Source organism: Myxococcus sp. AM011 (assembly GCF_013372595.1).
In the GTDB taxonomy this organism is placed as follows: Bacteria; Myxococcota; Myxococcia; order Myxococcales; family Myxococcaceae; genus Myxococcus; species Myxococcus eversor.
Genome location: NZ_JABXEM010000049.1, coordinates 1 through 26,005, shown reverse-complemented (window position 1 = coordinate 26,005; position 26,005 = coordinate 1). Strand labels below are relative to the sequence as shown.

Sequence of the window (26,005 nt, the reverse complement as noted above, 5' to 3'; positions counted from 1 at the left end):
GGACGCGGGGCCCTCCGCACGACCGGAATCGCCAGATTGCCAGTGTCCGTCCGTATGGAGATGGGGACGGAGAGATACATGCCATTGAAGCGATCAGCTTGTGCGTTTTCCCTCATGCTCATGACCGCCTGCGGAGGGGACGAGGCGGTGGAAGTCGGGAGTGACCTGGACCTGGAGCAGTCACGCCAGACCCTCCAGTACGCGTCCTACGACGCGACCTTGCGGGTGCCGCGTTGCGCGGTCCTGGGGAGTGATTGCGATTCCAGCTACCTCCTGGAGGGGCGGGGCACGGTCGGCCCCGAGCTGTATGCACCCAATACCGTGAGCGGCTCCTGTGCGGATGGCAACTCGGGCGCGTTCCACGTCAGCGAATCCTTGGATGGCCTCAAGGTCGCGACGACCAATGGCACCGCGTTCGCGCCGGGGAAGACCGTGCGAGTCGAAGCGCGGGTCTATGCCTCATCGACGAACTATCGGTATGACGTGCTCGACCTCTTCTACGCCGCCAATGCGAGTGACCCCACCTGGGTCCGGATTGGCACGTACAGCCTGTACTTCGCTGGCTCGCAGACCCTGACCGCTTCGTACGTCCTGCCGTCGGGCGCCTCGATGCAGGCCATTCGTGGCCGCTTCCGGTTGGGAGGGACCGCGGTGCCCTGCGGAGTCGGAACCACCGACGACCATGACGACCTGGTGTTCGCCGTGAGCGGCTCGGACACCACCGCGCCGACGGTCTCCCTGACCTCGCCCGCCGCGGGGGCCTCGCTCCCGACCCCCGTGACGCTGAACGCGAGCGCGACGGACAACGTCGGCGTGGCCCGGGTGGAGTTCTACGACGGCGCGACGTTGCTCGGGGCCGACACCACGTCTCCGTACTCCTTCTCCTGGGCGAATCCGTCCCTGGGGAGCCACACCGTGACGGCCAAGGCTGTCGACACCGCAAGCAACCTCGCCTCGAGCGTGCCGGTCACCTTCACGGTGGCTCCGGATACCACGCCGCCCTCCACGGCCATCACCGGCCTGTCGGATGGGGCCCGGGTCGCCACCAGCATCACCCTCTTCGCCTCGGCGGCGGATGACGTGGGCGTGACGCGGGTCGAGTTCTATGTCGACTCCGCGCTCATCGCGACGGATGCCTCCTCTCCCTACTACGTGACGTGGAACCCGACGGGAATCAGTCCCGGGACGCATGTCCTGACGACGCGTGCCTATGACTCGGCGGGCAACGTGGGGGTGAGTGCACCGGTCGCCGTGCAGTACGCGCTGGATACAGTCCTTCCCGTCATCACCCAGGTCGCGCCGGCCGAGGGCTCGGTGCTCTCCGGCTCTGCCCACCTGGAAGCGAATGCGACGGACGATGTCGGCATGCAGAGCGTGTCCTTCCTGGTGAACGGCTCGTTCCTCACCGGATACCTGGGGAACACCACGACGCAGCCGTGGTGGGGGACGTGGCGGACATTCGAGTGGGACAACGGTCCGTACCAGCTCACGGCAACCGCGCGTGACACGTCTGGAAATGTCTCGCCTCCGAGCGCTCCCATCAATGTGGTGGTCGCGAACACGGGGCGGCGCTATGCGCGCTACGACTCCGTGCTCAAGGTGCCGAAGTGCACGGGTGCGAGCGCGCTCTGCGATTCGGGTGTGTTGCTCGAAGGGCGCGGGACGTTGAGCGCTGGGCCCGAACGCAACTCCCCCAATTCGCTCAGCATCAGCCCTTCGTGCATGGATGGAGAGGAGGGCAACTACCGAGCGCAGGGGTCCATCGAGGCCCTCCGGGTGACGAGTCTCGCGGGGGGCGTCTTCATGCCCGGCTCGCAGGTGCGCCTGGACGTTCCGGTGTGGGCCTCCAGCAACTACACGCTCTACCTCTACACGTCGAACGGGGTGAGCCCGGCGGTCTGGACGCTGATGGCGACGTTCACCACGTCGGGCAGCGGAGTCCAGGTCTTCTCGACGACGTATACGCTCGGGGCCAGCCCGGTGCAGGCGGTGAGGGCTGTCTACCGCTCGTACTCCACGGGGGCCTCGACGTGCGCGGGCGGTTCCCTCAATGACAACGACGACCTCGTCTTCGAAGTGGGCCAGGCGGACACCACGGCTCCCGGCGTCTGGATGCTCACTCCGGCGCAGGGGGCTCAGGTCGAAGGAAGCGTGAACCTCTCCGCGACCGCCGCCGACGTGGTGGGCGTCAACCGCGTCGAGTTCTACGACGGCGCCACGCTTGTCGGACTGGATGCCGTCGCGCCCTACGCGGTGACCTGGGATGCCTCCGCGGCGGGTTCCGGTGCACACACCCTCACCGCGCGTGCCTACGACGCGGCGGGCAACCTGGGAACCAGCACGGCGGTGAACGTCACCGTGCCCTGAGTCTCCGGGGTGTCAGGCGACCTTGACGCCCCGGTCTCCCGCCGAGTCCCGCTCCCTGCGTGAGCGAGGCTGCCGCAGGCTCAGTGACTCTCCCTCGTCGAGGACGTGAGAGCGCCTTCCGAGCTCGAAGTCCCGGCGGCCAATGAGCCGTCCGGCCCTCGCTCATCCTGGGGGCCGGGCGTGCTCGGGCTGTCGGGGCCGGGGTGGCTCCGGCCGTAGTCGCGCTCGTGGATGCGGACGAGGGCCAGGAAGAAGGCGACGATGAGCGGGCCGAGCAGCAGGCCCACCGTGCCGAACGCCGCGAGGCCGCCGAGCAGCGAGAAGAAGACGATGGCGCCGTGCTGGTGCATGCCGCGCTTGGCCAAGAGCGGCTTGACGATGTTGTCCACCAGCCCCACCACCACCGTGCCCCAGATGGCCAGGAAGAGCGCGGCCCAGGGGTGTCCGCTGAAGAACATGAGCGCCGAGGCCGCCAGCACCACAATCGCGGCGCCCACCGCGGGGATGAGCGCCATGAAGAAGGCGACGCCCGCGAAGAACAACGGCGCGGGTACCTGGACAATCAAGAAGCCGATGAGCGCCGCGAAGGCCTGCACGCCCGCGGTGGCCAGCGACGACAGCAGCACCGCGCCGGACACGCCGCGGAACTCGCGCATGATTTCCAGCGTCTCGCCGCGTCGCAGCGGAGACACGCTCTCAATCCACTGCACCAGCTCCCGCCCGTCCGTGAGGAAGAAGAAGAGGGCGATGAGCATCATCACCGTCTGGAAGGCGATGGAGCCCGTGGCCGCCACCGCGCCCGTCACCGCGCGCGCCGCCGTGCCGCCCTGGTTGCTCACCTGCTCCTGGAGCTTCTCGTCCAGGTGCGCCTCCTCCATGGGCAGCCGCTCCATCAGGCTCTGCACGCCCCTGCGCACCGGCCCCGGCAGCTTCTGCACCAGGCCTTCGACGCCCTCCTGCTGCACCGTCTTGGTGACGAACTGCGCACCGGAGGACACCTCGGCGACCACGAAGGCCGTGAGCCCTCCCAGGGGGAGCAGCAACGCGAGGACGACCATGGTGCAGATGAGGCCGGCGGAGATGTTCTTGCGTCCCCGCAGCTTGCGCGTCAGCCGGGAGTGCACGCCGTAGAATGCCCCCGCCAGGACCGCGGCCAGGAAGATGCCCTTGGCGAAGGGCTGGATGACCAGCGCCAGCAGCACGATGGACAGCAGGATGAGGCCGGTGAAGACGCGCCGGGCGGTCTGCTCGGATGCCATACCCGTGAAGTTAGGGCTCATTCCCCGGGAGGGAAGGGGGGAGCGACCCCCACGGCTGCCTGGCAGGTCTCCAGAGGAGAAGACTTGGGCCCGGGCCCCAGGCGGCTAGAGTGCCGCGCCATGCCGGCTTTCGAATCGACTCAGTTCACCACGTGGCTGCTTCAGGCGCTGTGCTCCGCCTTCCTCGCCATCCTGTTCCTCCAGTCCGGGCTCGACAAGGTCATCGACTGGAAGGGCAACCTGGGCTGGCTCACCGGCCACTTCGCCAAGAGTCCCCTGCGGGGTGTCGTCCCGTTGATGCTCGGCGTCATCACCTTGATGGAGCTGGCCGCGGGCGCCCTCAGTGCCGCCGGACTGGTGGCGCTCATCGCCACGGGCAGCGCGATGCTGGCCTTCTGGGGCGCGCTCGTGTCCGCCGTGTCGCTGGTGTCCCTGTTCTTCGGGCAGCGCATGGCCAAGGACTACGCGGGCGCGGGCGGGCTGGTGCCGTACTTCCTGCTGTCGCTCGCGGCCATCTACTTCACGCGCCTGGGCTGAGGCGCGCGCGTTTCAGAGCACCTTGCGCGGCGGGACAAGGGCGTTGGCGGACAAGAGGCCGGCCACCAGCGCCACGGCGACCATCAGCATGTTGAAGGCCGTGTCGACTCCCGCCACCACGTCCCGCTCCAGCAGCGAGGACAGGCTGCGGAAGCCCACGCTGCCGGGCACGAGCAGCATCAGTCCCGGCACCACAATTGTGACGGAGGGCTTGTTGCGCAGCCGCGCCAGCGCGTTGCCGCCGATGCCGAGCAGCAGCGCGCCCACGAACGCGCCGAGCTGAGGCCCCAGCAGCTCCGAGCCGAGTCGCGCGCCGGTGAAGGCGAAGGTGCCCGCGGCGGCAATCCAACCCCAGTCGCGAGGGCGCGCGCGGAACAGCACGCCAATGGCCACGCCCGCCACGGCCAGGGCCGCCGCCTGCGTCCACGCGGGCAGCGCGGCGGCGACGGTCGGCGCGACGGGCGGCGGCAGCAGCTCCGCGAGTCGGCTGCCCAGCGCGACGCCGAAGCCGAGCTGGAGGAACACCACCGCCGCGCCCGTGAGTCGCGAGGTGCCGGAGATGAGGTGGCGCGTGGCCAGCTCGTTGAGGGCCACCGTCAGCGTCAGGCCGGGCAAGAGGACGATGAGCCCCGCCAGCGTGGCGACCTGGACGGACATCGGGCCGATGAGGCTCGCGGCGAGGACGGCGAGCGCCGAGGAGAGCACGGCGCCCACCGGCTCCAGCACGCGCGCGGTGGACGGCTGTCGCTGCGTCGCCACGCTCAGCAGGCCGATGAGCAGACTGCTCACCGTCGCCACCGCCATCTCCTTCAGCCCTCCGCCGAAGAGCCGAGCGCCGGCTCCTCCGGCCAAGGCCCAGCAGAGGACCTGGAGCACGGGGCCGAAGCGCTGTGGACGCGCGAGGATGGCCTCCACGCGCAGGGCACCCTCGGCGGGCGTGAGGCGCGCCTGGATGACGTCGTCGGCGAGCACGTCCAGCAGCGTGAGCCGCTCCAGGTCCATGTCACCGGGCTCCACGCGGATGAGGCTGGTGCGCAGCGCTTCTGGCGGACCGAAGGACGCGAAGAGGGACGTCGGCGTGGAGAAGAAGCGGCCCTCCAGGCCCAGGCGCTCCGACACGCGCTGCATCAGCCCTTCCAGCCGGTGCGCGGGGGTGCCGTAGCGGTGCAGCGCTTCGGCCAGTCGCAGCGTGAAGGCGACGGACGGCCCCGAGGGCGGCGGGAAGTGTTGGAGCGAAGCGGCGATTTCAGGAGGGACGGCCACGGCGGCGCAATGGCAGAGGCGCACGGGTGGAGTCAAATGGCGGCGCCGTGACGTCCGCCTGTCCGCCGCTTCTCCCTCGGAAGACACGTGCTCGTTGGTTCTCCAAGGTGGACGTGGGATGTCGGGGTGAGGAAGGGAGCTGACGAGAGGATGGCGCGAAAGAGCAAGACGCCTCGCTGGCTGGAGGCGGCGCGGCGCAGGGACGCGGAGGCCGCCGAGGACGGACGCTCGGACTGGCTGGCGCGCGCCCTGGGGCGGGCCGGGGTGCTGCCTCGAGTGGATGCGGAGGCGGCCATTCGCGCGGGGCGGGTGGAGGTGGAGGGCCGCGTGGAACTGGAGCCCTTCGCGCCAGTGCGCCCCGGGGGCGTGGTACGCGTGGACGGGCGGGAGTGCTCACTCGCGGCGTCGACACGGGTGTTGATGTTCCACAAGCCGGCGGGGCCGGTGGTGCACGGCTCGGACCCGGAGGGCGTGGGCACGGTGTTCGAGCGCCTGCGCGCGGTGCTGCCCGAGTCGCTGCTCGGCTTCGAGTGGTTCGCGGTGGGGCGGTTGGACCGGGACACCACGGGGTTGTTGTTCTTCACGAACGACGAGCGATTCGTGCGACACGGCACGGCCCCGGAGACGCACCTGTCCAAGCGTTATGTGGCGCGCGTATCGGGGCGGCCGGGCCCTGTGGCGCTACAGAAGCTGCGAGAGGGCGTGGAGCTGGAGGATGGACTCACGCGTCCGGCGGAGGCTCGGCTGCGCGAGCCCGACGTGGTGGAGCTGACGCTGACGGAAGGGCGGCACCACCAGGTGAAGCGGATGCTGGCCGCCGTGGGACATCCGGTGCTCACGCTGCACCGCGAGGCCGTGGGCACCGTGGTACTGGATGTGGCCGAGAGCACGTGGCGCGCGCTGCGGGACGAAGAGGTCTCCGAGGGACTGGGCTTTCGTCCCGCGGAGCCCTGATTGTCTACGGGGTCGGGCGGGTGCCGAAGCGCGACAGCAACGCCTCCAGCACGGCGGGCTCGCGCGGGTTGTTGAAGTGTCGTCCGCCCGGGACGACGATGACTTCAGCGCCGAGCCGCTCCTCCCAGAGCTGGCGATTGCGGCGCCAGTCGGAGGTGAACGGGTCTCCATCCGAGAGCACCACCACGCAGTGGCCCAGCGCGGCGCGGACGCGTGCGAAGTCGATGGGCGTGTCGAGCCATGGCTGCAGCGAGCCCCAGGTCTTGTCCACCTCGAACCAGCCCGCGACGAGCACGGCGCCCTCCACGCGGTGTCCCTCGGGCATCGCGGCGAGGTAGCGGAGGATGGTCTGACAGCCCACGCTGTGGCCCAGGAGCACCGTGGACGGTGGAGGCACCGGCCCCAGGGCCTGTGTGAGCGCGGAGCCCCAGCCTTCGATGGTGGGTGTCCCCGGCTCGGGCATGTCGAGCGTGAGGATGGAGTCGAAGGGCGCCGGAGGCTGACGCAGCTGCTCCTCGAGCCAGGGATAGAAGTCGGTGTCCGGACGTCCTGCCCAACGGTGAACGACGACGAGGGAACGGCTCATGGCCGTCCAGTCTGCCTCAACCCTCGCGCGACGCCATGGCCAGGACGTGTTCCCGGATTCGCGCCGCCAGTGACAGGCTGTCAGGCAGGGCCCGGCCGAGCAGCTTCGTCACGCCCGTCGCCAGCACCGCGGAGTTGGTGAAGACGCAGGCCCGCGCGTCCGACAGCCGCGTCAGTGGAATGACGTCTTCGCGCACGGGCATGTCGTCGATGCGGCCCGCGTCCAGGAGCACCGCGCGGATGATGCCCGGAAGGCACGGCGCATCCAGTGGCGGCGTGACGAGCGCGCCGTCCAGGAGCATGAAGAGGTTCGCCGTGGGCAGCTCACACGCGTGCCCCGCGTCATTGGCCAGCAGCGGGAGGCGCTGCATGAGCGAGAACTGGCGGAAGTACGACAGGCCCTTGTGATTCGGCAGCGGCTCCCCGTGTCGGTAGGCATTGGCCTCCACGGTGTCCACGGCACGTCCTTCGCGTTGGAGTCGCTCGGCGTCCGGCGCGGGAGGCCTGAAGGTGAGCAGGAGCCGACCATCGCTCGCGGTGAGCTTGCCGATGCCCGTGAAGCGCGAGCCGAGCGCGGAGTCGGATTCAAGGCAGCGACGAAGGGACGCTCGTACGGCGTCGACGTGGAGCAGCGCGGACGGCGGCGCGCGGACGGCCTCCGGGAATGCGGCGAGGCTTTCGGTGAGTCGTCGCAGGTGCCGCACGAGGAAGAGGGGAACTCCGGTGTCGACGCGGAAGGTGGTGAAGAAGCCGGCGCCGAAGAAGAAGCCCTGGGCGAAGTCGTGCAGGGGGAGGTCTTCCCAGCGCCGCACCTCACCATTCACCGCCACCGTGGAGAACATGCGTGAGGGCTCCGTCGTGCTTCAGCGCCGAGCCGCCAGGAAGTTGGCGAGCAACCGGGGACCGTGCGTGGTGAGGAAGGACTCGGGATGGAACTGCACGCCTTCCAGTCCGGGCAGCTCCCGGTGACGCATGCCCATGATGAGCCCTTCGTGCCAGGCCGTCACCTCCAGGCAGTCCGGCAGGCCCTCACGCTCCACCACGAGCGAGTGGTAGCGCGCCGCGGTGAAGGGCCGGGGCAGTCCGTGAAAGACGCCCTGCTCCGCGTGCTCGACTTCCGCCGTCTTGCCGTGGACGGGCACGGGGGCGCGCACCACCTTCGCGCCGAACACCTGCCCGAGACACTGGTGTCCCAGACACACGCCGAGCAGGGGCACGCGTCCACCGAAGGCGCGGATGACGTCCAGGGAGATGCCCGCGTCCTCGGGCGTACCCGGGCCGGGGGAGATGACGATGCGCTCGGGCTGGAGTGCCTCGACGTCGGCCACGGTGAGGGCGTCGTTGCGCACCACCTTCAAGCGCGCACCCTGGGCCCCGAGCGCCTGGACGAGGTTGAAGGTGAACGAGTCGAAGTTGTCGATGAGGAGAATCATCGCGCGCCTCCACTCGCGGAGAGGGCGAGGAGCTGTGAGCGCGCCTTGTTGAGCGTCTCCTTGTATTCCTGGCGCGGCTGCGAGTCGTGGACGATGCCGCCACCCACCTGTGCGTAGGCTCGACCGTCCTTCACGAGCAGCGTGCGGATGACGATGTTCAGGTCCAGGTCGCCGGTGAAGGACACGTAGCCGAGCGAACCGGTGTAGAGGCCTCGCGCGTGAGGCTCCAGCTCGGTGATGAGCTGCATGGTGCGAATCTTCGGCACGCCGGTAATCGTCCCACCGGGAAACAGCGCGCCCACCACGTCGAGCGGCTCGATGCCCGGAGCGAGCTGCCCTGTCACCTCTGACTCGATGTGGAGGACGTGGGCGTACTCGACGATTTCCATCAGCTTCGTGACTTCGACGGAGCCGTACGCGCAGACGCGTCCCAAGTCATTGCGCTCCAGGTCCACGAGCATCGCGTGTTCGGCGAGCTCCTTCTCGCTGGTGCGCAGTTCGTGGACGAAGCGGGCGTCCTCCTCGGGCGTGCCTCTGCGACGGGTGCCGGCGATAGGACGGGTGATGGCGCGGCCCTGCTCCACGCGGACCAGCCGCTCCGGTGAAGCGCTCACGACGTGGAAGCCGTCGCCTTCGAGGTAGCTGGCGAAGTGGACGGGGTTCGCGGCGGAGAGCGTCTCGTAGAGCGCGAGCGGCTCGCCGGGGAAGTCGACCTCCAGGCGCTGTGAGAGGTTGACCTGATACGTGTCTCCAGCGCGGATGTATTCGCGCACGCGCTCCACCGCGTCCAGGTAGCCCTGCTGCGTGAAGTTGGAGCGAGGCTCCACGGTGGAGGTGCTCGGTGGTGACGGGGGCGCCGTAGGGACGGCTCGATGCACGTGGGCTTCGAGTGCGTCCAGTCGCCGTGCGCAGTCCTCCCAGTCCGAGCCCGTGGCGATGGCGAGCAGGTGTCCTTCGAGGTGGTCCACCGCGAGGAAGGTGTCCACGAAGGACAGGGCGATGTCCGGCACCTTCAGGTCATCGTTCGGATGGAGGGGGAGCTTCTCGAAGTAGTGATTGGCCTCGTAGGCGAAGAAGCCCACCGCGCCGCCGAGGAAGAGGGGCAGGCCCGGCAGCCGCACGCCTCGCCACCGCTTGAACAGTGCGCGGAGTGTGTCCAGCGGTGGGCCTGCTTGGGGCTCGTCGTCGATGAAGGCCTGGTCGCCCTTGGCGGAGAATCGGAGGAACGGCTGCGAGCCCAGGAAGGAGTAGCGCCCCTCCTCGCTGACACGGGTGCTCTCCAGGAGGAACCGATGTCCGAGGGGGAGGGCGCGCAGCAGGTCCACGGGACGCAGGGCGCCCGGCTCCAACCGTCGGACGACGGGGACTTGATTGAAGCCCTGGGCCACGAGCGCATCGAAGCGCGCTCGGTCCAGCGGAGGTGGAAGCGGCCGGGTACTCATTCCGGGGCGCTTCCTAGCAGGAAGTCGAGGGTCCTTCGCGGGACTTCAGTCCGTCCCCGTGGGCCTGGCCGGCCCTGGAGTGGTCTGCTGCTCGCGTGTCTGGCGAGCGAACCGGAGAATCTCGTCCTCGGAGAGTTGGTCGGTGCGCATGACGGAGCGGTCGGCCTTGAGTTGCTGCACCTTGCCTTCGCGCAGCACATGGAACTGTCCTGGCTTCTGCCCGGGGAGCTTCGCGTCCGCGTCCACGCGGGCCTCGGCGAACATGGGCCTGACCTTCCGGATGGCGATGTCTTCCTTCACTCGACCCACGCACCAGGTGCGCACGTTCTCCCGGCACTTGTAGTCCAGGTCTCCAGGGCTCTGCGTGGCGAGCATGATGCCGACACCCGCCGAGCGCGCGCGCTTGAGCAGGCTCTCCATGGGCTCCTTGGTCGCGGGCTTGCTCGTCGCGGGCAGGTACAGGTCCGCCTCGTCGAAGAGGAGCACGGCCTGAAGCTGGGGCGAGGGGTGCTGACTGGCCCAGCGGTGGGTCTCCAGCAGGAGCTGGGACACCCAGAAGAGGACGCGCGGATTGTCGCCGAGGAACTTCGTGCTGATGATGCTCAGTCGCGTGCGCCCGGGGATGCCGTGCACGCCGCGTCCGAGCAGTTCGTCCAGGTCGAGCCGCTCGCCGCCCGAGGTCAGCAGTGAGCGCAGGTTGATGCGCAGCACGCTGAGGTCCTGCGCGAGCTTCGCGAAGGTCTTCTGGGGAATCCCATCCGTGGCCTCCAGGAGCGCGGGGTCCTGCGAGGTGACGAACTGCTGGATGAGCTCCAGGGTGACTTCCTTGCCGAAGGACTGGCTCAACAGCAGGCGGAGCGCCTGGGCGAGCAGGGCCTTCGCGGCCTTGTCATTGGGGCTCGTCTTGTAGTCGAGCATCCCGGCGATGGCATCCGCCGCTTGCTGGACGCCCTGCTCCCGCTCTTCGGAGGGTAAGGTCTCCATGCCATGAGGAACGATGGGAATGGCCAGGGGTCTGCCGTCCGAGCGCCCCGGCGTATAGAGCGCCACGTCCACGCGTTCGCGCAGCAGCCGGCGCCGCTCCTTGAGCACGGCGTCTTCCAGTGGCTCGTCCCAGGACTCGGGGCGGGCGTAGGTGGCGAGGTCGCCCTTTCTGTCGATGAGGATGACGGGGATGCCGCGCAGCAGGAGCTGCTCCAGGATGTTGAGCGCGAGCGTCGTCTTGCCGCTGCCTGAGCCACCCAGGAAGGCACTGTGCCGCGTCAGCTCGGAAGGGTCGATGGAGATGGGCTGCGTGAGGAGTCCCTCCGAGGCGCCTATCCCCAGCGGGCCCGTGAGCACCTCGCGAGGAGCCCGGGGGGCAGATGCGGAAGCGCTGGGAGAAACCAGCGTGCCAGATGAGGGAGTGACGCGAGGCACCGAGGTGCCGGATGAAGGAGTGACGCGAGGCACCGAGGAGCCGGATGGGGGAGTGACCCGAGCTACCTGAGTGCCCGACGGAGGAGTGACCCGAGCCGCTGCAGTGCCTGATGCGGGAGTGGGGCGAGGTTTCCGCGTGAGCCCTCCAGGAACAGGAGGGCTGGAAGGCTGCCCGGCGGGCCGGCTCTCGTGCCCGGTCAACAGCTCACCCACCGCCTTCATGTTTTGTGTGGCGCTCTCGGCGTCATCCGAGGAGACGGGCGGCTGGCTCAGGGTGCGCGGTGCGGAGGAGCTACTCGCTGGATTCGATGAGACCTTGTCCGGGGTGCGCGGTGTGGTGTGCGCACTGGATGGGCTCGATGAGGCCTTGTCCGGGGCGCGTGCCTCCGTGGGCGCACGAGGGACTCCCGAACGCGCGGGCTGCGAGGGGGCTTCGCTCGCTGCGTCGCGAAGCGGTTCCCCGAAGGGCGAGGTCACCGAGCCATCGAAGAACCCGGCCTGCCTGGGAATGAAGCCGTTCTCCGTCCTGGCGCGCGATGGAGCGGGCGGGGCTGGGACATCGGCGCTCTTCGGGGCGCGGCTCGTGGGCTCGCCGTCTGTCTTGGAACGCGCGGGCCCCGTGGGCGGAGGCGGAAGCCCGAGTCGCTCCAGCCCGAGGATGTCGCCCATCGACTTCAGTCGCGTGACGGGCCGCGCGGTGCGGCTCCATTCCGCGAGGGCGGCCTGTCCCACGTGCTGGGCGCGGAAGTCTCGCAGGGCCGACAGGTCTCTCAGGTCGCTGTCTCCCAGGACCACGCGACGCCCACCCTGACGGAAGAGATGTCCCAGTTGCTCTTCCACCACCGTTCCCGTGGTGGATGGGAACTCGGAGGTCCGGACCAGGACGGGCGTCTTGCCGGCCGCGGCCTTGAGGGCCTCCGCCATCTGTCGACCCAGACCCCCGCCCCTCGAACTGCGCTCACACAGCGCGAGGATGAGCTTGTTGCCCGATGGGTGGACGCCGACGTCGAGCAGGTCGTCGCCGTTGCGAGTCTTCACCAGGAAGCGGGGCGAGCCGTTCAGCTCCTCGCTGCCCATCTCGATGGCCCACGCGAGCAGGGCGGTCACATCGGAAGGGTCCTCGGGCAGCTTCTCTTTGTATGCGGCCCGGAAGTCCGTCCACACCTGGTCCATGTCGATGGGCCCGGAGCCAGGAGGAGGCTTCACGTCGTGACCACTCGCGCCCTTGTTGGGAGTGGGAAGCGGGAAGGCCTCAGGAAGCTGCTGCAGGTCGATGGCGCGCTCGCGGTACCGGCGGCACTCGTTCAAGACATCACGAGCGCGCTGTCCGCCGAGTGCCTCGAAGCCCTCGGGAGGAATGGGATGGGTCGGTGTATGGGGGTCGAAGGCCACGCCGCGTTGCTCGTAGAGGGAGCGGAGCCGGCGTGCCGCGATGTCGCGCGCGGTGCTCGCGGTGACAGTCCGCTCCAGCGTCACGGGCTCCGGGTCGTTCTCGATGCGGTCGACCATGGCGCGCGTCAGCAGGGGCCGCATCTTCTCCCAGTAATCGGAGAGGCAGCAGACGACGACCACGGCCCGAGGCACCTTGCCCGCGATGGCGGCCAGCGTGTTCATCGCCCGGCGGAACGAGTTCTCCATCTGCGGGCGTTGGTCGAAGTCGCTGATGTCCTCGACCTGGTCCACGCAGAGCACCAGCGCATGGCCCAGCGCGCCCATGAGTCGGCCCAGGTGCTCCACCATCCGCGCGGGGCCGTCATCCGACGTGCGCGGAATGAGCTCGCCGATGACCTTCCGGTCCTCGGTCGAAATCTCCTCGCAGCGCAGCCAGTTGAAGATGCGGCGGTTGATGCGAGGGTCCCTGCGCTGGAAGTAGATGAGCGCGCGCAGCAGGTCCACCTCCACGTTCCGGAAGCGCGCGTCCGCGAGCAGTTCATCCGCGACGGCACGCACGGTGCCGTGCAGTTCATCGTCCTCGAGAATCTTCTGTTCGTGCTCGATGAGCGGCGCGAAGAGGCTGGTGCACTGGCTCATCAGGGTGTTGGACAGGTGCATCAGGCCGCTGTCGTCGCCCTGGGCCACGTCGTAGGGATGGTCCAGCGAGTCGATGAGGCTGGAGAGGATGTACTTGTCGTAATGCGCGGCATCCACGGTCATCGGCATGTAGCCGGTGAAGCCGCGCTTCTGTCCGTGCGCGTGGTTGCGGAAGGCTCGCACCAGGTGCGTCTTGCCGCTGCCGGACTCGCCGAGCAGGAGCAGGAGCTTGCCCGTGTCGGGAGGGGGCGTGGTCGTCGCGCGGTCCAGCAGGCGCTTGAAGGCGCGACGCGCGGGGGCGTTGAGCGTCTCCACGTCGAACGGGTCGGGCTGCCAGAGGTACTGGCCCTGTTGGACGCCGCTGAAGACCTCTCCGCTGTCGGAGAGGAAGACCTTGAGTCGAGGGTCGCTGGACATGCGCGCTCCTGGAAGGGCGAATCAGACGACGACGAAGTGGAAGCTGGCGCCGTAGGAGCGCACCTCGGACTCGGCGACGTCCGTGGGGTTCATGGCGGAGACGAGGTCGGCGCGGGTCAGCGACAGGCGCTGGGTGCGGTTGGCCTCCAGCAGCGCGGCGTCGAAGGCCTCGCGGTGGGGCCACTCGGGCTGGAGGGCCTTCCACACGTGGGAGATGAACACCTTGTCGCGACCGAAGCGGCCGGTGGGCAGGGCTCGGGCCACGGAGAGGACGCGGTCGGCGAAGTCCTCCTTGCGAGGGGGCGGCGGCTCCGCGTCGCCGGTCGTCGGCGCGGTGGACACCACCGTGGGGACGGCGGGTTGCTCGGGGAGGAACCACTTGCGCAGGAGCGTCAGGCGCACGGCCTCCGCGTCGGCGCGCGTGGCTCCGGCGACGCGGGCCGTGAGCTGCTCCACGGCCTTGCGAGGGTCCTTCACCTCGGTGCCGAGCAGCTTGCCGAGGAGGTGCGACTGCACGGCGGCGAGGGAGAAGGGGCGCTCGGTCTCCACGCCGAGCTGACGCCAGAGGAGCCGGTCGCGGAGTTGGGAGAGGGAAGGGTCTCCCGCGCTCACGGTGGGGTACTGGCGGCCGAGCACCGCCGCGCGAACGCCGTCCGCGTCGGCGAGTCGGGTCAGCACGGCCTTGGACGGAGTGAGCTCCAGGCTGTTGGCGAGCAGGTAGGTGGCCTTGAGCTTCTTCCAGGTCAACCCCTTGGGGAGCTGTTCGAGGCGCAGGAACTGGAGGACGCGGGTGAGGCCGGATGCGGTCAGCTCCAGGCCCGACTTGTTCTTCTTGGAAACGAGCTGTTCTTGCAGCAGGAGCTCCAGCACGGAGTCGAGGTGGGCCTTCCACTCGGCGCGGCTGAAGCGGTGTTCCACGAAGGGGCGCAGGGCCTTGTCGAGCTCCGCCCGGGTGCCGGCGCGGTGGGGACGGGGGGCGAGCCAGGTGAGTGCGAGTCCCGCCAACCGGTTGTCAGCGCTGTCCATGCGTTGTCCTCTGCGAAGCGGCTTCTCGCCGCCGGGCGTCCATCAGGGTTTCAATCGTCTTGAGGATGTCTTCGTACCGAGGCACGACGTCCTCTTCAAGGAAGCGAGCGACCCAGTACCCGGCGCGCTGGAGGGCAAGGTCCTTGCGTCTGTCGCGGCGGAAGCGCTCGGGGTCGAGGAAGTGGTGGTAGCCGTCGATCTCCACGGCGAGCCGCAGCTCGCGGCACAGGAAGTCCACTTCGAGGGGACGGCTGCCGTCACCGAGGTCCACGGTGGCATTGAGGGCGAAGAGGCCCCGGGTGGCTGGGTGGACCTGGAGAATCTTGTTGTAGAGGAAGCGCTCGGCCTTGCTGCGGGCGCGGGCTTCGTCCTTCTGTCGCGCTGCGTGGACGGCTTGCGCGCTCTCGCGGAAGCGTTCGAGGAGGGGCTCGGCTTTGGCGTCCTGCGCGGGCGGCGACGCGGAGGAAGCCTTCTCTGGGAGGCGCGTCAACGGAGCGGAAGGGGCGAGGGCCGTGACGTGCGGAGCGGAGACGCTGCTGGGGTCGGGGAGTTCGAGCAGGCCCTCGCGCAGCATGGCGAGGGCATGAGACTCCTTACGGCTGCGTGGCTCGCCGAGGGACTCTGGGGGCAGCATGCAGGCGATGTGAAGCGTGGGGGCCGCGGTGCAGAGGGCGGTCGCCGTGCGCAGGCTGCGTGGGTCGGAAGGGGAGACGCGGAGCTGGAGGGCAGGAGCACGGCCCTCGGGGATGAGGCAAAGAAGAGCGTGGAGGAGGCGGAGTGGGTCGCGAGTGATGGCCTCGCGAACCTCGGTAGGAAGTGCACCAAGCGTTACAGTCGAAGGGGCTACGAGGAGCTGTCGGCACAAGGCCCAGGTGGCGGGCTCGGAGTGGGGCGGCTCCAGTCGCTCGAAGAGGACGTGGCGCTCGTGGGGCGTCTTGCCTTCGAAGTGCAGCTCGCGAGGGGAGAAGGCGCGCTGGGAGAGGACGACATAGCTCTCCGCGTCACGAGAGAGATTGCGCTCGGAGGCGATAGCGCAGGCCCAGGCGGAGACGGTGGTGCGAAGGTCTTCGCTGCCCGAGGACGCGGCCTTCAAACCACTGCGGTGAAGCCATTCATCCCAGAGGAGGAGGGCGCGTTCCTGAGGGCCGACCAGGACACTCAGCGTGGGGATGCCCTCCGCACGCCGCCGGGCATGCCGGTCCAGCGAGTCCAGGAGCGCTGTGTCCGCCGGTGACAGCAAGCCCATTCCCCCACGGGTCTGGTGACGTTGACCCGTCGTGCTGGGTGGCAGCCTGCGCCTCCTGGCGATGTGCTGGCAAGCCGGCCCCAGTAGGCCTCCATTCAATGGCGCACAACCCGTGAAAAGGGGTCGGATACGACATCCATGCGTGGTCATTCGGCACCGCATGGGAGGAATGGATGGACGGGCACAATAGGACGCGACAGGTAATGCCTCCAGCATCCTATTCCAGGAATCCTTCAATCAAAGGTGGTTGAGCACTCCACTCCAGGGATGGATTCAGGACGTGCATGGTTGGTTCTTTCCTACGGAGAAGAGCGCGGTTACGCAGGCAATGAAGGGTATGCCGACGAGTTGGAGTCGGTCTATCGCTACGACAGCAAGGTCCAGAACCACCTTCAGATTGCCAAGGGGGACTTGCTGATCATCTGCGACAAAAGACAGGTTCTTGGAGTTGCCAATGTCGCGAAGATCGATACTGCCGAGGCGACAAAGCGCCAAAAAAAGTGCCCGACATGTGGTGCAACTGTTCGCACTGAGAGGAAGACGCTTCGCCCCCGCTTCAAGTGCGAGGAGGGTCACTTCGTCGACGATGTGCTCTCCATAGAGATCCCCTGTATTGAGTACTCGGCTTGGTTTGATGGCACATTTCGCGAAATCCCAGAGGGGGCACTGATCTCAATCGAGCAGGTGCGAGCTGCTTGTATTAACTTCAACAAGCAGATGGCCATGCAGCAGGTCGCGCTTTCTGGCTTGAAGGAATTCGCACCGGCGCTGCTGCCCTTGATTCAGCAACTCGCTTCACCGGGGCCCATCCATGGACTCACCCTTGCTGCAGCGGATGCCTTGGAGGAGCCCTATGTCCCAAATCTCGAGGACGAACGGGCCAGGGTGTCGCGAGAGATTCGTGCGCGCCGGGGGCAAAAGGTCTTCCGGCAGAGCCTGCGCGACCGGTTCGGCGACAAGTGCCTCGTCACCAAATGCCAACTCATCGATTTGCTCGAAGCTGCGCACATCGTTCCCTATCGTGGAGACAATGATAATCACGTCATGAACGGGCTCTTGCTGCGTGCAGATGTACACACCCTCTTCGACCTGGACTTGCTGGGGATCGAGCCGGAGACGCTCAAGATCCATCTCCATGACAAGGTGAAAGGCAAGGGCTACGACACCTGGGACGGTGCCCTACTGGACTGCGATGCCAAGCTGCTGAGCAGGGATGCCCTGGAGACACGCTGGATTAAGTTCCAGCGTGCCCAGAAGCGGGCTCGCGTCGCCAATGAGCTCAGCCCCTCACGTCCCTGACGTCGGCACCGGCGCTGCCTCACGGTAGATGCGCAGCATGTCCGCGACGCTGTGCTGGAACTCGAAGCCCGTGGCCTCCAGGAAGCGCCGGTTGTCCACGACGATGGGATAGCGCAGGTGGTCCAGCGCCCCCACCGAGAGCCGAGGGAACCCCGCTCGTCCCAGCAAGAGCGACAGCACCTGTGACGGCAGCGGAATCCCCATCCGCCCCGTCTCCCGCACGATGACGGACAACGGAATCGGCGACGGCCCCGCCACGTTGAAGATTCCTCGCACCTTCTTCTCCAACGCCAACTGCAACGCCGTCACCACGTCCTCTTCCTGCAACACGTGAAACAGCGGGTCATACCCAAGCACCAGTGGCACCCGCCGGCCCTTCAGGAACGACGCCAGCGTCCCCGTGCCCGGCGCCCCCAGCGTGTACGGCAGGCGCAACACCGCCGTGGTCATCTCCGGCAGCCGCCACAGCGCCATCGCCGCATACAGGTCCGCGGCCACCAGGTCCGCCAGCTCCGGAATCGCCTCCAGCGCGCGCGGTGGCTCGTCCTCGGAGTGGTACAGCGGCGAGTCCGGCGCCGCCCCGTAGAACGTGTGCCGCCCCACGAAGAGCACCTGCTTCACGCCATGCGTCGCGCAGTGGTCGAACACCGCCTTGGTGCCGTCCAGGTTGATGCGGCCCCGCTCCGCGCCCGGCACCGTGAAGGCCGTCACCGTGGCCATGTGCACCACCGCCTCCGGCTTCCAGCGCCGGAACACGTCCTCCGCCACGCGCTTGCGCACGTCGCCTCGGAACACCTCGATGCCCGCCTCGCGCGCGTTCTCCCACGGGCGGATGTCCACCCCCGCCACGTCGTGCCCCGCCGTCTTCAGCCGCAACGCCAGCTTCCGCGCGATGCCGCCCGCAATCCCTGGGATGAGCACCCTCATGGCAACAGCTTCCTCGCCAGCCCGCGGTGCTGTCGCCCCGCCCGGCCAAGCTCGATGAGCCCCGCGATGCGCTCCTTCACCTTCGCCACATATCCCTCGATGACGTGGTCGTCTTCATCCCCCGTGCCTTGGAAGACGAGCGGCTCGCCGTAATGGATTTCCAACTGCACCGGCAGCGGCACCGGCAACAGGTACGGCGTCAGGGGCACGTACGGCACCCCCAACAACCTGCCCAGCGCATAGGCATTGAACACCGTGGGAATCGCCGAGCCTCCCCCCAGGAACGCGAACGGGATGATGGGCGAGCGCGTCTGGAGCGCCAGCCGGATGAACCCCGTCCCGAAGTCCACCAGCGAGTACCGGTCCGGATACAACTTGGCCGTCCCTCGCGCGCCCTCCGGGAAGATCATCAGCAGCCGGTCGTCCTCCAACAGCCGCCGCGCATGCTCCGGCAACCCCGTGAACTGCCCCGTGCGACTGGCCCACAGCGAGGACACCGGGAACTTGTGGAGGAAGCGCTCCACCATGCCCTGCGCCAGCCGCGGCGGGTCCATCTCCAACATGGTGGACGTCAGCACCATGGCGCCGTCCACCGCCACGCCGCCCGAATGGTTGCCCACCAGCATCCCCCGGCCTCGCTGGGGAATGTGGTGGATGCCATGGCAGCGCACCCGGAAGTAGTACCGGTAGATGAGCGCGAAGAGGCGCAGCGCGTCCTTCACGTGCTTCCGGGAGATTCCGTACGGGTCCACGCCATACTCGTTGAACGGCAGCTCCAGCCGGTCAACCCGCGCATCCAATCCGTCGCTGAGGGCCACGGCGCGGCAACCTAGCATTCCCCGCCGCGGCCCGCCGCTTTCCACCGCGTGTGCATTGGGTGCCAGCCCCTCCTTGGGCCATACTGACCCCATCCCCCTCATGACTCCCCCAGACGAACTCGCCATCGAGGTGAAGGGCCTGGTCAAGCGCTTCGGCGACGTCGTGGCCGTGGACGGCATCGACCTGGAAATCCGACGCGGCGAGTGCATGGGCCTGCTCGGCCCCAACGGCGCCGGCAAGACGACCACCGTCGAGATTCTCGAGGGCCTCCAGGAGCCCACCGCCGGCCATGTGCGGCTGCTCGGCCTGGACTGGAAGAAGGACGCCACGAAGCTGCGTCAGCGCATCGGCCTGACGCTCCAGGAGACGCGCCTCGTCGACCAGCTCACCGTCGAGGAGACGGTCCGCATGTTCGCGTCCTTCTATCCTCGCTCGCTGCCCATCGAGGAGCTGATTGGAATGGTGCAGCTCGGCGAGAAGCGGCAGGCACGGGTGGGCAAGCTGTCGGGTGGGCAGCGACAGCGATTGGCCCTGGCGCTGGGGCTGGCCGGAGACCCCGACCTGTTGTTCCTCGACGAGCCGACAACGGGGTTGGACCCCCAGTCGCGCCGGGCCCTCTGGGACGTGGTGGCGGAGCTCAAGTCGCGCGGGCGCACGGTGGTGCTGACCACGCACTACATGGACGAGGCCGAGGTGCTCTGCGACCGGCTGGTCATCATCGACCGGGGGCGGGTGATGAGCCGGGGGACGCCCCAGGACATCGTCGCCTCGCTGGGCGTCGAGCAGGTCATCGAGTTGGAGGCGGAGCCCGCGTTGGATTTGGAGCGGCTGCGCCCGCTGCCCGCGGTGGTGTCCGCGCAGCGCCACGCGGACCGCGTCACCCTGCGGGTGAAGGAGCTGCACGTGGCCCTGCCCTCGGTGCTGCGCGAGGTGGAGGCGGCGGGTGGCCGGCTGCGTCACCTGTCCACGCGCCGGCCCACGCTGGATGATGTCTTCATCGGCTTGACGGGACGCTCGCTGCGCGAGGGCGCAGAGGAGAAGGCGGCGTGATGGGCTCGCTGGGACAGTTGATGCTCATGCGGCTGCGCGTGTTGTGGCGCCAGCCCGAGGTGCTCTTCTGGACGTTCGTCTTCCCCGTCGCCACCACGCTGGTGCTGGGACTGGCCTTCCGCAACAGCGCGCTGGAGCCCGTGCGCGTCGCCGTCGCGGACGGTCCGGAAGCCCCCGCGCTGCTGGCCCGGCTGCAAGGCGTGCCGGAATTGGAGGCGCGCGCCCTGGAGCTCACCGAGGCGCGGCGCCAGTTGGCGCGAGGGCGGGTGTCCCTGGTGCTGCTGCCCGGAAGCCCGAGCCCGGAGGCGCTGGTGGACCCGAGCCAGCCCGAGGGGCGCACCGCGCGGCTGCTCGTCTCGCAGGCCCTGGCCGCCACACCGGACGCGCCCCGACTGGAGGCGGTGAAGGCCACGCCCGTGTCGGAGCCGGGCAACCGCTACATCGACTTCCTCATCCCCGGGTTGCTGGGCATGTCGTTGATGTCCTCCAGCCTGTGGGCCCTGGCCCTCCCGCTGGTGGCGATGCGCGGCGGAAAGCTGCTCAAGCGCCTGGCGGGGACGCCCATGTCCCGCGCGCACTTCTTCCTCGCCTTCCTCCTGGCGCGCACCGTCTTCGCCGCGCTGGAGGTCGCCTTCTTCTGCGCCTTCGCCCGCTGGCTGTTCGACGTCCCCATGTTCGGCAACTACCTCGCCCTGCTCGGGGTGGGCCTGCTGGGGGCGATGTGCTTCGCCTCCCTGGCGCTGCTCGTGTCCATCCGGGCGCGCAGCGAGGAGTCCGTGGGCGGCCTCGTCAACCTCGTCTCCATGCCGATGATGTTCCTGTCCGGCGTCTTCTTCGCGTCGGAGAACTTCCCTGGCTGGATGCAGCCCTTCATCCGCGTGCTGCCGCTGACGGCGCTCAATGACTCACTGCGCTCCATCATGCTGGAGGGCACGTCGGTGCTGACGCTGGGAGCACCCCTGGCGGTGCTCGCTGTCTGGACCATTCTCCCCATGGTGGCGACCCTCCGCTGGTTCCGCTGGGTTTGAAGGAGTGCCCGTGTCCGAGTCCAACTTCGTCCAACAACTCAACTTCCTGGCGCGCGACGCGAGCAACGAGTCCGCGGCGCTCCAGGCCGCGTTCTCGCTCGGCCTGCTGGGGCAGCTTCCGTCGGGCCCGGGTGCCCAGCCCGTGTCGCTCGACGCCCTGGCCCAGCGGCTGGGCTCCAACGTCCGGGGCGTCCGCTCCGTCATCGAGCCGCTCGTCGCCCTCGGCTTCGTGACACTGGAGACGGGGCGCGGCTATCTGCTCGCGGAGGCCACCGCGGCGTTCCTGTCGGATGACGCCTTCACCGCGCGCCTGCGCGAGGTCCGCGCGTGGTGGCACGCGGTGGCGCTGCTGCCTCGGGCCGTGCGCACCGGAGCGCCGGTGGAGGGGCGGGAGGTGCTCGGGTGGTATCGCTCGCTCTTCCTCGCGCCCCAGCCGCCGTGCCCCAACGCGGAGGCGGAGGACTTCTTCGACCGCTACGCTCGCAACTTCGCGCGCACCCAGGCGCTGGTGACAGCCGCCGAGCTCGGCGTGCTGGAGCGGCTGGTGGCGGGAGCCACGTCGACGGAGGCGCTGGCGAACGCGGTGGACGCGAAGCCGGAGGGGCTGGGCGTGTTGCTCGGCGTGCTCGCGAGGATGGGAATCGCTCGGGAGGACGCGGGGAACTGGTCCTTCACCGAGGCGGCGGCGCGGATGCTCGACGCCACCAGCCTGCCGTACTTCCAGCGGGCACTGCCGGCCACCATGGCCTACTGGGAGGCCTTCGGGCACCTGGACGAGGCGGTGCGCGAGCACACGTTCCGTCTGGACCTGAGGGACCCGGAGACGGCGCGCCGCATCTACCAGGAGAACGCCTCGCGCATCTCCGGCATCTTCGCCTCGCATCTGCGATTGAGTCGCAAGGCGGCGGAGCTGGCGGCCTCGCTGCGCTCGCTCTCGGGGGCGAAGGTATTGGACGTGGGCACGGGCTCGGGCGTGTGGGGCGCGGCCTTCGGCCTGGCGGACCCGACCACTCATGTCACCTATCTGGACTCGCCACATGTGTTGAGCTCGGTGCGCCCGCACCTGACGAAGCTGAAGCTGGAGGGGCGCTCGCGGCTGTGGGAGGGCGACTGCCTCTCGGTGGATTACGGCGAGGCCGAGTACGACGTCATCCTGTTGCCGCAAATCATCCCCGCGCTGCCACCGGAGGCGCTGCCCGGCTTCTTCGCGAAGCTGGCGCGCGCGCTGCGGCCCCGGGGGCTGCTGCTCATCTCCGGCTATCTGCTGACGGACCGCCGCGACGGTCCGCTGGACGCGCTCTACTTCGCGCTGCGGCGGTACGTGTCGAACGAGGGCGACGTGCTGTCGATGCCGGAGTTCCGCGCGCTCCTGACGCCGGTGGGCCTGACGTCCGCGCGCGGCTTCGAGATGCCCATCCAGCAGGTCGTCGTCGCCCACCGGGGAGACGTCGCCTGGGCCGACGCCGCCGCGCCGGCCGCTTGAGCCCAGAAGCCTCGCGCGCTCAAGCCGCGAGGCTTTTGGGCAGCGTCACGCCGTCGCGCGAGGCGAGAATCATCTCCTGGGTGGGCAGGGGGATGCAGACGGTGCTCGTCAGTCCCACGTCCTTCAGGAGGCTGGCGTACTCGGAGGCGGACAGCAGGTCGCCTTCGTTGGTCATGAAGCGCCGCAGCCCGAAGTAGAGGTGCTCCAGGGGCCCATCCCGGCGCTCGTTCAACACGTACTCGGCGATGAGCAGCACGCCGTCCGGCTTCAGCGCGCGGGACACCCGGGCGAACAGGTCCGGCAGCGTCTCCGGCCGCAGCACGTTGAGCACCTGGGGCAGGATGATGACGTCGAAGGCCTGGGTGCCGAAGTCGTGGGTGAACAAGTCGCCCGGCCAGAAGCGCGCCCGGTCCGCGACCTTGAGGCGCTCCAGGTTGGAGCGCACCTGCTCCAGCACCACCGCCTGGTCGAAGTAGGTGACGCGCGACGTCGGCGTCACCCGCGCGAAGGCCGCGCCCCACACGCCCGAGCCCGTGCCGATATCCAGCACCTGCGCGCCGTCCATCGCTCGGACCTGGGCCAGCGTCTCGGCGGCCTTGCGGCTGAGCTGGAAGTGCGAGGCGAACACCGCGGTGATCTGCTGCGAGTTGTCCGCGTAGAAGAGCCGGCTGGTCTCCGGGTCCTTCAGGTCCAGGATGAAGCGCTCCGTGCGCACCGTCTCCTCCAGCCGCCCCAGCGCCTCCCAGTACCGCGCGGACACGGAGAGCGCGCGGACCAGGTACGCCAGCGCCTTGCCCTCCAGGATGGGCCGGGCCTCTTCCGACGGCTTCCAGGCTCCGCCCTCCTCCCGCACGAGCCCGAGCTTCGCCAGCACCTCCACCAGCACGCGCAGTCCCGTGGTGCTCAGGTACGTGGCCGCGCCCAGCTCCGTCAGCGAACGGGGTGCGGTGGCGAGCAGCTCCAGCACGCCCAGCCGCCCCGCCGTGACGAGCAACTGCGTGCGCGCCGCGCCCCGGGCGAAGCGGTCGAAGAAGTCCTCCGCCCCAGGCGTGGCCGAGAGGGGCTGCGAGTCCAGGAACAGCTCCCGGTAGTGCTGGAGCACGTCCCAGCGAGCGCCCGCATGCTCCACGGGCTCGCCCCGTTTGACGGCCTCGTCGAGCAGACCCATGGGCTCCCACCACGGCAGCTCGGCCTGGAGCCGTGCGCGAAAGCCGGCATCGGCGAGGAACGCCGAGGTGGAGGTGGCGAGCGAGAAGCCGTTCGCGTCATCCATGCGCGCGAAGCCCAGGCACACCAGCAACTCCAGCAGCGAGCGGGTGCCCCGCGCGGAGGTGCCCAGCTTCCGGGCCAGCGCGTCGAGGGAGGCGGGCGCCGCGGTGCCTTCAAGGGGCAGTGCGTCGAAGAGCCCGACGCGCAGCGCGGTCCTCAGCAAGGCTGATTCATTGGAGGCATTGCGGGCCCAGACATGCAGTGACTGCGCGAGTGAGGGGCTCGATGACGCCGTCATTCAGGCTCTCCAATGAGGTGGGGGGGTAGCTTCATCCGCGAGGCTCGGGACTCGCAACCGCGAGGCAGGTGGCTTGCTCGTCCCAGGCTGCTTCTCTATCGTCCTGACTCCCCGGATGAATGTCGAGCGCGCCCGCCAGTCCAGGGTGTGTTCGCCGCCGTCAACGCAGTGCGAGGAGCCCTTGGTGACATTCGCGTCGTTGGCGCTCCAGAGCGTCCGGAGCCGGCCTCGAAGCTGGATTGTGGGGGTGCTGGCCGCTGGGAGCGCGCTGCTTCTCACCCTGGGTGTCGCCTTCCTGGAGGGCGTCTCGGACGGCACGCGACGCAGCCTCATCGAGAGTGGCACCGGGCACCTGCAGCTCTATCACTCCAAGTCCGAGGGCGTCCCCACGGTGGTGTTGGACCACGGCGGCGCGTCGGAGCTCCAACCCCTGCCGGATTTCCCCGCGATTGAAACAAGGCTGAAGACGGTGGAGGGCGTTCAGGAAGTCGTGCCGCTGGAGGTGGGCTGGGGCTGGGTGTTTCGCGGCAACTACCTCGACGAGAAGCTGGCCGCGGCCCGCTCGGTCGCTCGCGAGCCTCCGTCCGCATCGCGTGACGCACGGCTGGAGCGGCTGGCCACGGACCTGGAGCGTACCCTCCGGGACGTCGTGAAGGATGACGGCCGGCGCACGGAGGCCTTCGCGTTCCTGAAGGAGGACGAGGCCCGCGAGGACCGGCGCGCGCTCGACGAAGTGGGCACCCCGGAGTTCTGGACGCGCTTCCGCGCGGAGCCCCTGCAGGCGCTGGAGTACCTGGAGAATCGCGTCGCCCGGCAGGTGGGCGAGGGCGAGTCCATCGACGTGGAGTTCCTGGCCTCGGACCTGGAGCAGTTCCCCCGCGCCTTTCCCCGCTTCGAGCTCGTCAGTGGCAGCCTGCCGCCGCCAGGACAGCGCGGGCTGCTGCTCGGGCAGGGACTCTACGAGCAGAACTTCAAGCTGCCCGTGGCGGCGCTGCTCGACGAACTCCAGGTGGAGCGGCAGCGCGGGGCCACCTTCGCCGCGGACGAGTCGCTGCGCACGCGGGCGGCGCGCTGCCTCGCCGAGCTGCCGGACCTCCTGGCCCGGCTCGACGCGGAGCGCTCCACCAAGCTGGTGGAGGTGCTCGCGAAGCTGCTGGGCCACTCCGGTGACGTGGAGCCGCTGCTGCGCGAGTTCCTCACGCTGGACGATGCCAACTTCGACACCCGCTTCGCCTGGTTCCAGGGAGAGCTTGCGCCCTTGCTGCCGCTGTACCGCGTGCGCCCCGGGGACACGCTGGTGATGATGAGTGCCTTCGGCTCGCTGGGTCGCATCGGTGTGCCCGTGAAGGTCTGGGGCACCTTCCGCTTCGCCGGGCTCGGCGGTGACTCCAGCCGCGTCAACACGCTCGGGATGGTGGACTTGGTCACCGCGCGCTATCTGTCCGGCCGGCGCACCCAGGCGGAGGTGGACGAGGTCCGCCGGGACGTGGAGGCGCTCGGCCTGGCCAAGCCCCTTCAGCCCGTGGACATGGCGCTCCAGCCCGCCATCCTCGTGGAAGAGCCTGTCGCCAACGTGGAGACGGTCGTTTCGGAGGCGCCCTCCGAGAAGAGAGGTCCCGCGTGGCCGGAGACCTTCACGCGGGCGGAGCAGCGGGGAGGCAGCGTGCTCCAGGCCGCGCTCGTCCTCTCTCCCGACGCGAAGCCGGAGCTCGTCGCGGCGAGCATCGACGCGCTGGCCGCCGAGGCGGGGCTTCCCATCGCCACGGTGGACTGGTCCGTGGCGGGAGGGATGCTCGCGGGCGTGGTGGGCATCGCCCAGGTCGTCCTCGTCGCCATCGCCGTGCTGATGTCGTTCTTCGTCGTGCTCGTGTCCGCGAGCACGCTGCTGCTGCTGGCTCGGGAGCGGGTGGGTG

At 68.9% G+C, this 26,005-nt stretch carries 20 protein-coding genes; 8 read left to right on the top strand and 12 right to left on the bottom strand.

Going from position 1 to position 26,005, the window contains the following annotated elements:
- Positions 1-147: 147 nt before the first annotated feature.
- On the top strand, positions 148-2,367 hold the full coding sequence (locus tag HUW62_RS13035; protein WP_176434628.1) for an Ig-like domain-containing protein: 2,220 nt from the start codon (positions 148-150) through the stop codon (positions 2,365-2,367).
- Between the two features lie 80 nt (positions 2,368-2,447).
- Here HUW62_RS13035 and HUW62_RS13030 read toward each other — a convergent pair whose 3' ends face one another.
- A complete protein-coding gene (locus HUW62_RS13030) occupies positions 2,448-3,626 on the bottom strand; it encodes an AI-2E family transporter (protein ID WP_163868091.1) in 1,179 nt (392 codons plus the stop codon).
- 120 nt (positions 3,627-3,746) lie between these two features.
- Between HUW62_RS13030 and HUW62_RS13025 the strand changes: the two genes are divergently transcribed.
- Complete coding sequence (locus HUW62_RS13025; RefSeq protein WP_163868090.1) at positions 3,747-4,163, top strand: DoxX family protein; 417 nt, start codon at positions 3,747-3,749, stop codon at positions 4,161-4,163.
- Between the two features lie 12 nt (positions 4,164-4,175).
- Here the strand turns inward: HUW62_RS13025 and HUW62_RS13020 are convergent, their stop codons facing one another.
- Positions 4,176-5,450 (bottom strand): threonine/serine exporter ThrE family protein, encoded by a 1,275-nt coding sequence (locus HUW62_RS13020; protein ID WP_163868089.1) that lies wholly within the window; start codon positions 5,448-5,450, stop codon positions 4,176-4,178.
- 126 nt (positions 5,451-5,576) lie between these two features.
- Between HUW62_RS13020 and HUW62_RS13015 the strand changes: the two genes are divergently transcribed.
- Entirely contained in the window at positions 5,577-6,380 is an 804-nt protein-coding gene (locus HUW62_RS13015; protein WP_176434627.1) for a pseudouridine synthase, read from the top strand.
- 4 nt (positions 6,381-6,384) lie between these two features.
- On the opposite strand, the gene HUW62_RS13010 is transcribed toward HUW62_RS13015, so the two are convergent.
- The 7 genes from HUW62_RS13010 to HUW62_RS12980 are packed head-to-tail and all read right to left on the bottom strand — an operon-like array spanning position 6,385 to position 15,979.
- Entirely contained in the window at positions 6,385-6,966 is a 582-nt protein-coding gene (locus HUW62_RS13010) for an alpha/beta hydrolase (RefSeq protein WP_163868087.1), read from the bottom strand.
- A 16-nt stretch (positions 6,967-6,982) separates the two neighbouring features.
- Entirely contained in the window at positions 6,983-7,807 is an 825-nt protein-coding gene (locus HUW62_RS13005) for an aminotransferase class IV (RefSeq protein ID WP_176434626.1), read from the bottom strand.
- Between the two features lie 21 nt (positions 7,808-7,828).
- A complete protein-coding gene (locus tag HUW62_RS13000; RefSeq protein ID WP_176434625.1) occupies positions 7,829-8,398 on the bottom strand; it encodes an aminodeoxychorismate/anthranilate synthase component II in 570 nt (189 codons plus the stop codon).
- Positions 8,395-9,840, bottom strand: coding sequence for an anthranilate synthase component I family protein (locus tag HUW62_RS12995; protein ID WP_163868084.1), 1,446 nt, complete (start codon positions 9,838-9,840; stop codon positions 8,395-8,397). Before HUW62_RS12995 ends, HUW62_RS13000 begins: the two co-directional genes overlap by 4 nt.
- Before the next feature lie 45 nt (positions 9,841-9,885).
- Complete coding sequence (locus HUW62_RS12990) at positions 9,886-13,707, bottom strand: helicase HerA-like domain-containing protein (RefSeq protein ID WP_176434624.1); 3,822 nt, start codon at positions 13,705-13,707, stop codon at positions 9,886-9,888.
- Between the two features lie 21 nt (positions 13,708-13,728).
- Positions 13,729-14,733 (bottom strand): hypothetical protein, encoded by a 1,005-nt coding sequence (locus HUW62_RS12985; RefSeq protein WP_163868083.1) that lies wholly within the window; start codon positions 14,731-14,733, stop codon positions 13,729-13,731.
- A complete protein-coding gene (locus HUW62_RS12980; protein ID WP_176434623.1) occupies positions 14,720-15,979 on the bottom strand; it encodes an endonuclease domain-containing protein in 1,260 nt (419 codons plus the stop codon). Before HUW62_RS12980 ends, HUW62_RS12985 begins: the two co-directional genes overlap by 14 nt.
- Before the next feature lie 288 nt (positions 15,980-16,267).
- Here HUW62_RS12980 and HUW62_RS12975 point away from each other — a divergent pair, with 288 nt between their 5' ends.
- Positions 16,268-17,278: an HNH endonuclease gene (locus tag HUW62_RS12975; RefSeq protein ID WP_176434622.1), complete on the top strand. Its 1,011-nt coding sequence runs from the start codon at positions 16,268-16,270 to the stop codon at positions 17,276-17,278.
- Here the strand turns inward: HUW62_RS12975 and HUW62_RS12970 are convergent.
- Both HUW62_RS12970 and HUW62_RS12965 read right to left on the bottom strand, forming a co-directional pair.
- Positions 17,267-18,205 (bottom strand): SDR family oxidoreductase, encoded by a 939-nt coding sequence (locus tag HUW62_RS12970; protein WP_176434621.1) that lies wholly within the window; start codon positions 18,203-18,205, stop codon positions 17,267-17,269. The two genes, HUW62_RS12975 and HUW62_RS12970, sit on opposite strands and share 12 nt — an antisense overlap.
- Positions 18,202-19,023, bottom strand: a complete 822-nt coding sequence (locus HUW62_RS12965) for a lysophospholipid acyltransferase family protein (RefSeq protein WP_368670401.1) — start codon at positions 19,021-19,023, stop codon at positions 18,202-18,204. The genes HUW62_RS12970 and HUW62_RS12965 overlap by 4 nt, the downstream gene beginning before the upstream one ends.
- Positions 19,024-19,123: 100 nt before the next feature.
- Here HUW62_RS12965 and HUW62_RS12960 point away from each other — a divergent pair, with 100 nt between their 5' ends.
- Genes HUW62_RS12960 through HUW62_RS12950 form a run of 3 tightly spaced genes read left to right on the top strand, consistent with a single transcriptional unit; the run spans position 19,124 to position 22,585 of the window.
- Positions 19,124-20,074 (top strand): ABC transporter ATP-binding protein, encoded by a 951-nt coding sequence (locus HUW62_RS12960; RefSeq protein WP_163868077.1) that lies wholly within the window; start codon positions 19,124-19,126, stop codon positions 20,072-20,074.
- Positions 20,074-21,102 carry an ABC transporter permease gene (locus HUW62_RS12955; RefSeq protein ID WP_163868268.1) on the top strand — a complete coding sequence of 343 codons (1,029 nt, stop codon included), beginning with the start codon at positions 20,074-20,076 and terminating at the stop codon, positions 21,100-21,102. Before HUW62_RS12960 ends, HUW62_RS12955 begins: the two co-directional genes overlap by 1 nt.
- A 10-nt stretch (positions 21,103-21,112) precedes the next feature.
- Complete coding sequence (locus HUW62_RS12950) at positions 21,113-22,585, top strand: methyltransferase dimerization domain-containing protein (protein WP_176434619.1); 1,473 nt, start codon at positions 21,113-21,115, stop codon at positions 22,583-22,585.
- Between the two features lie 19 nt (positions 22,586-22,604).
- Here the strand turns inward: HUW62_RS12950 and HUW62_RS12945 are convergent, their stop codons facing one another.
- Positions 22,605-24,092, bottom strand: a complete 1,488-nt coding sequence (locus HUW62_RS12945) for a class I SAM-dependent methyltransferase (protein ID WP_176434618.1) — start codon at positions 24,090-24,092, stop codon at positions 22,605-22,607.
- Between the two features lie 184 nt (positions 24,093-24,276).
- Here HUW62_RS12945 and HUW62_RS12940 point away from each other — a divergent pair.
- The coding region (locus HUW62_RS12940) for a permease (RefSeq protein WP_176434617.1) at positions 24,277-26,005 on the top strand (1,729 nt) is incomplete at its 3' end.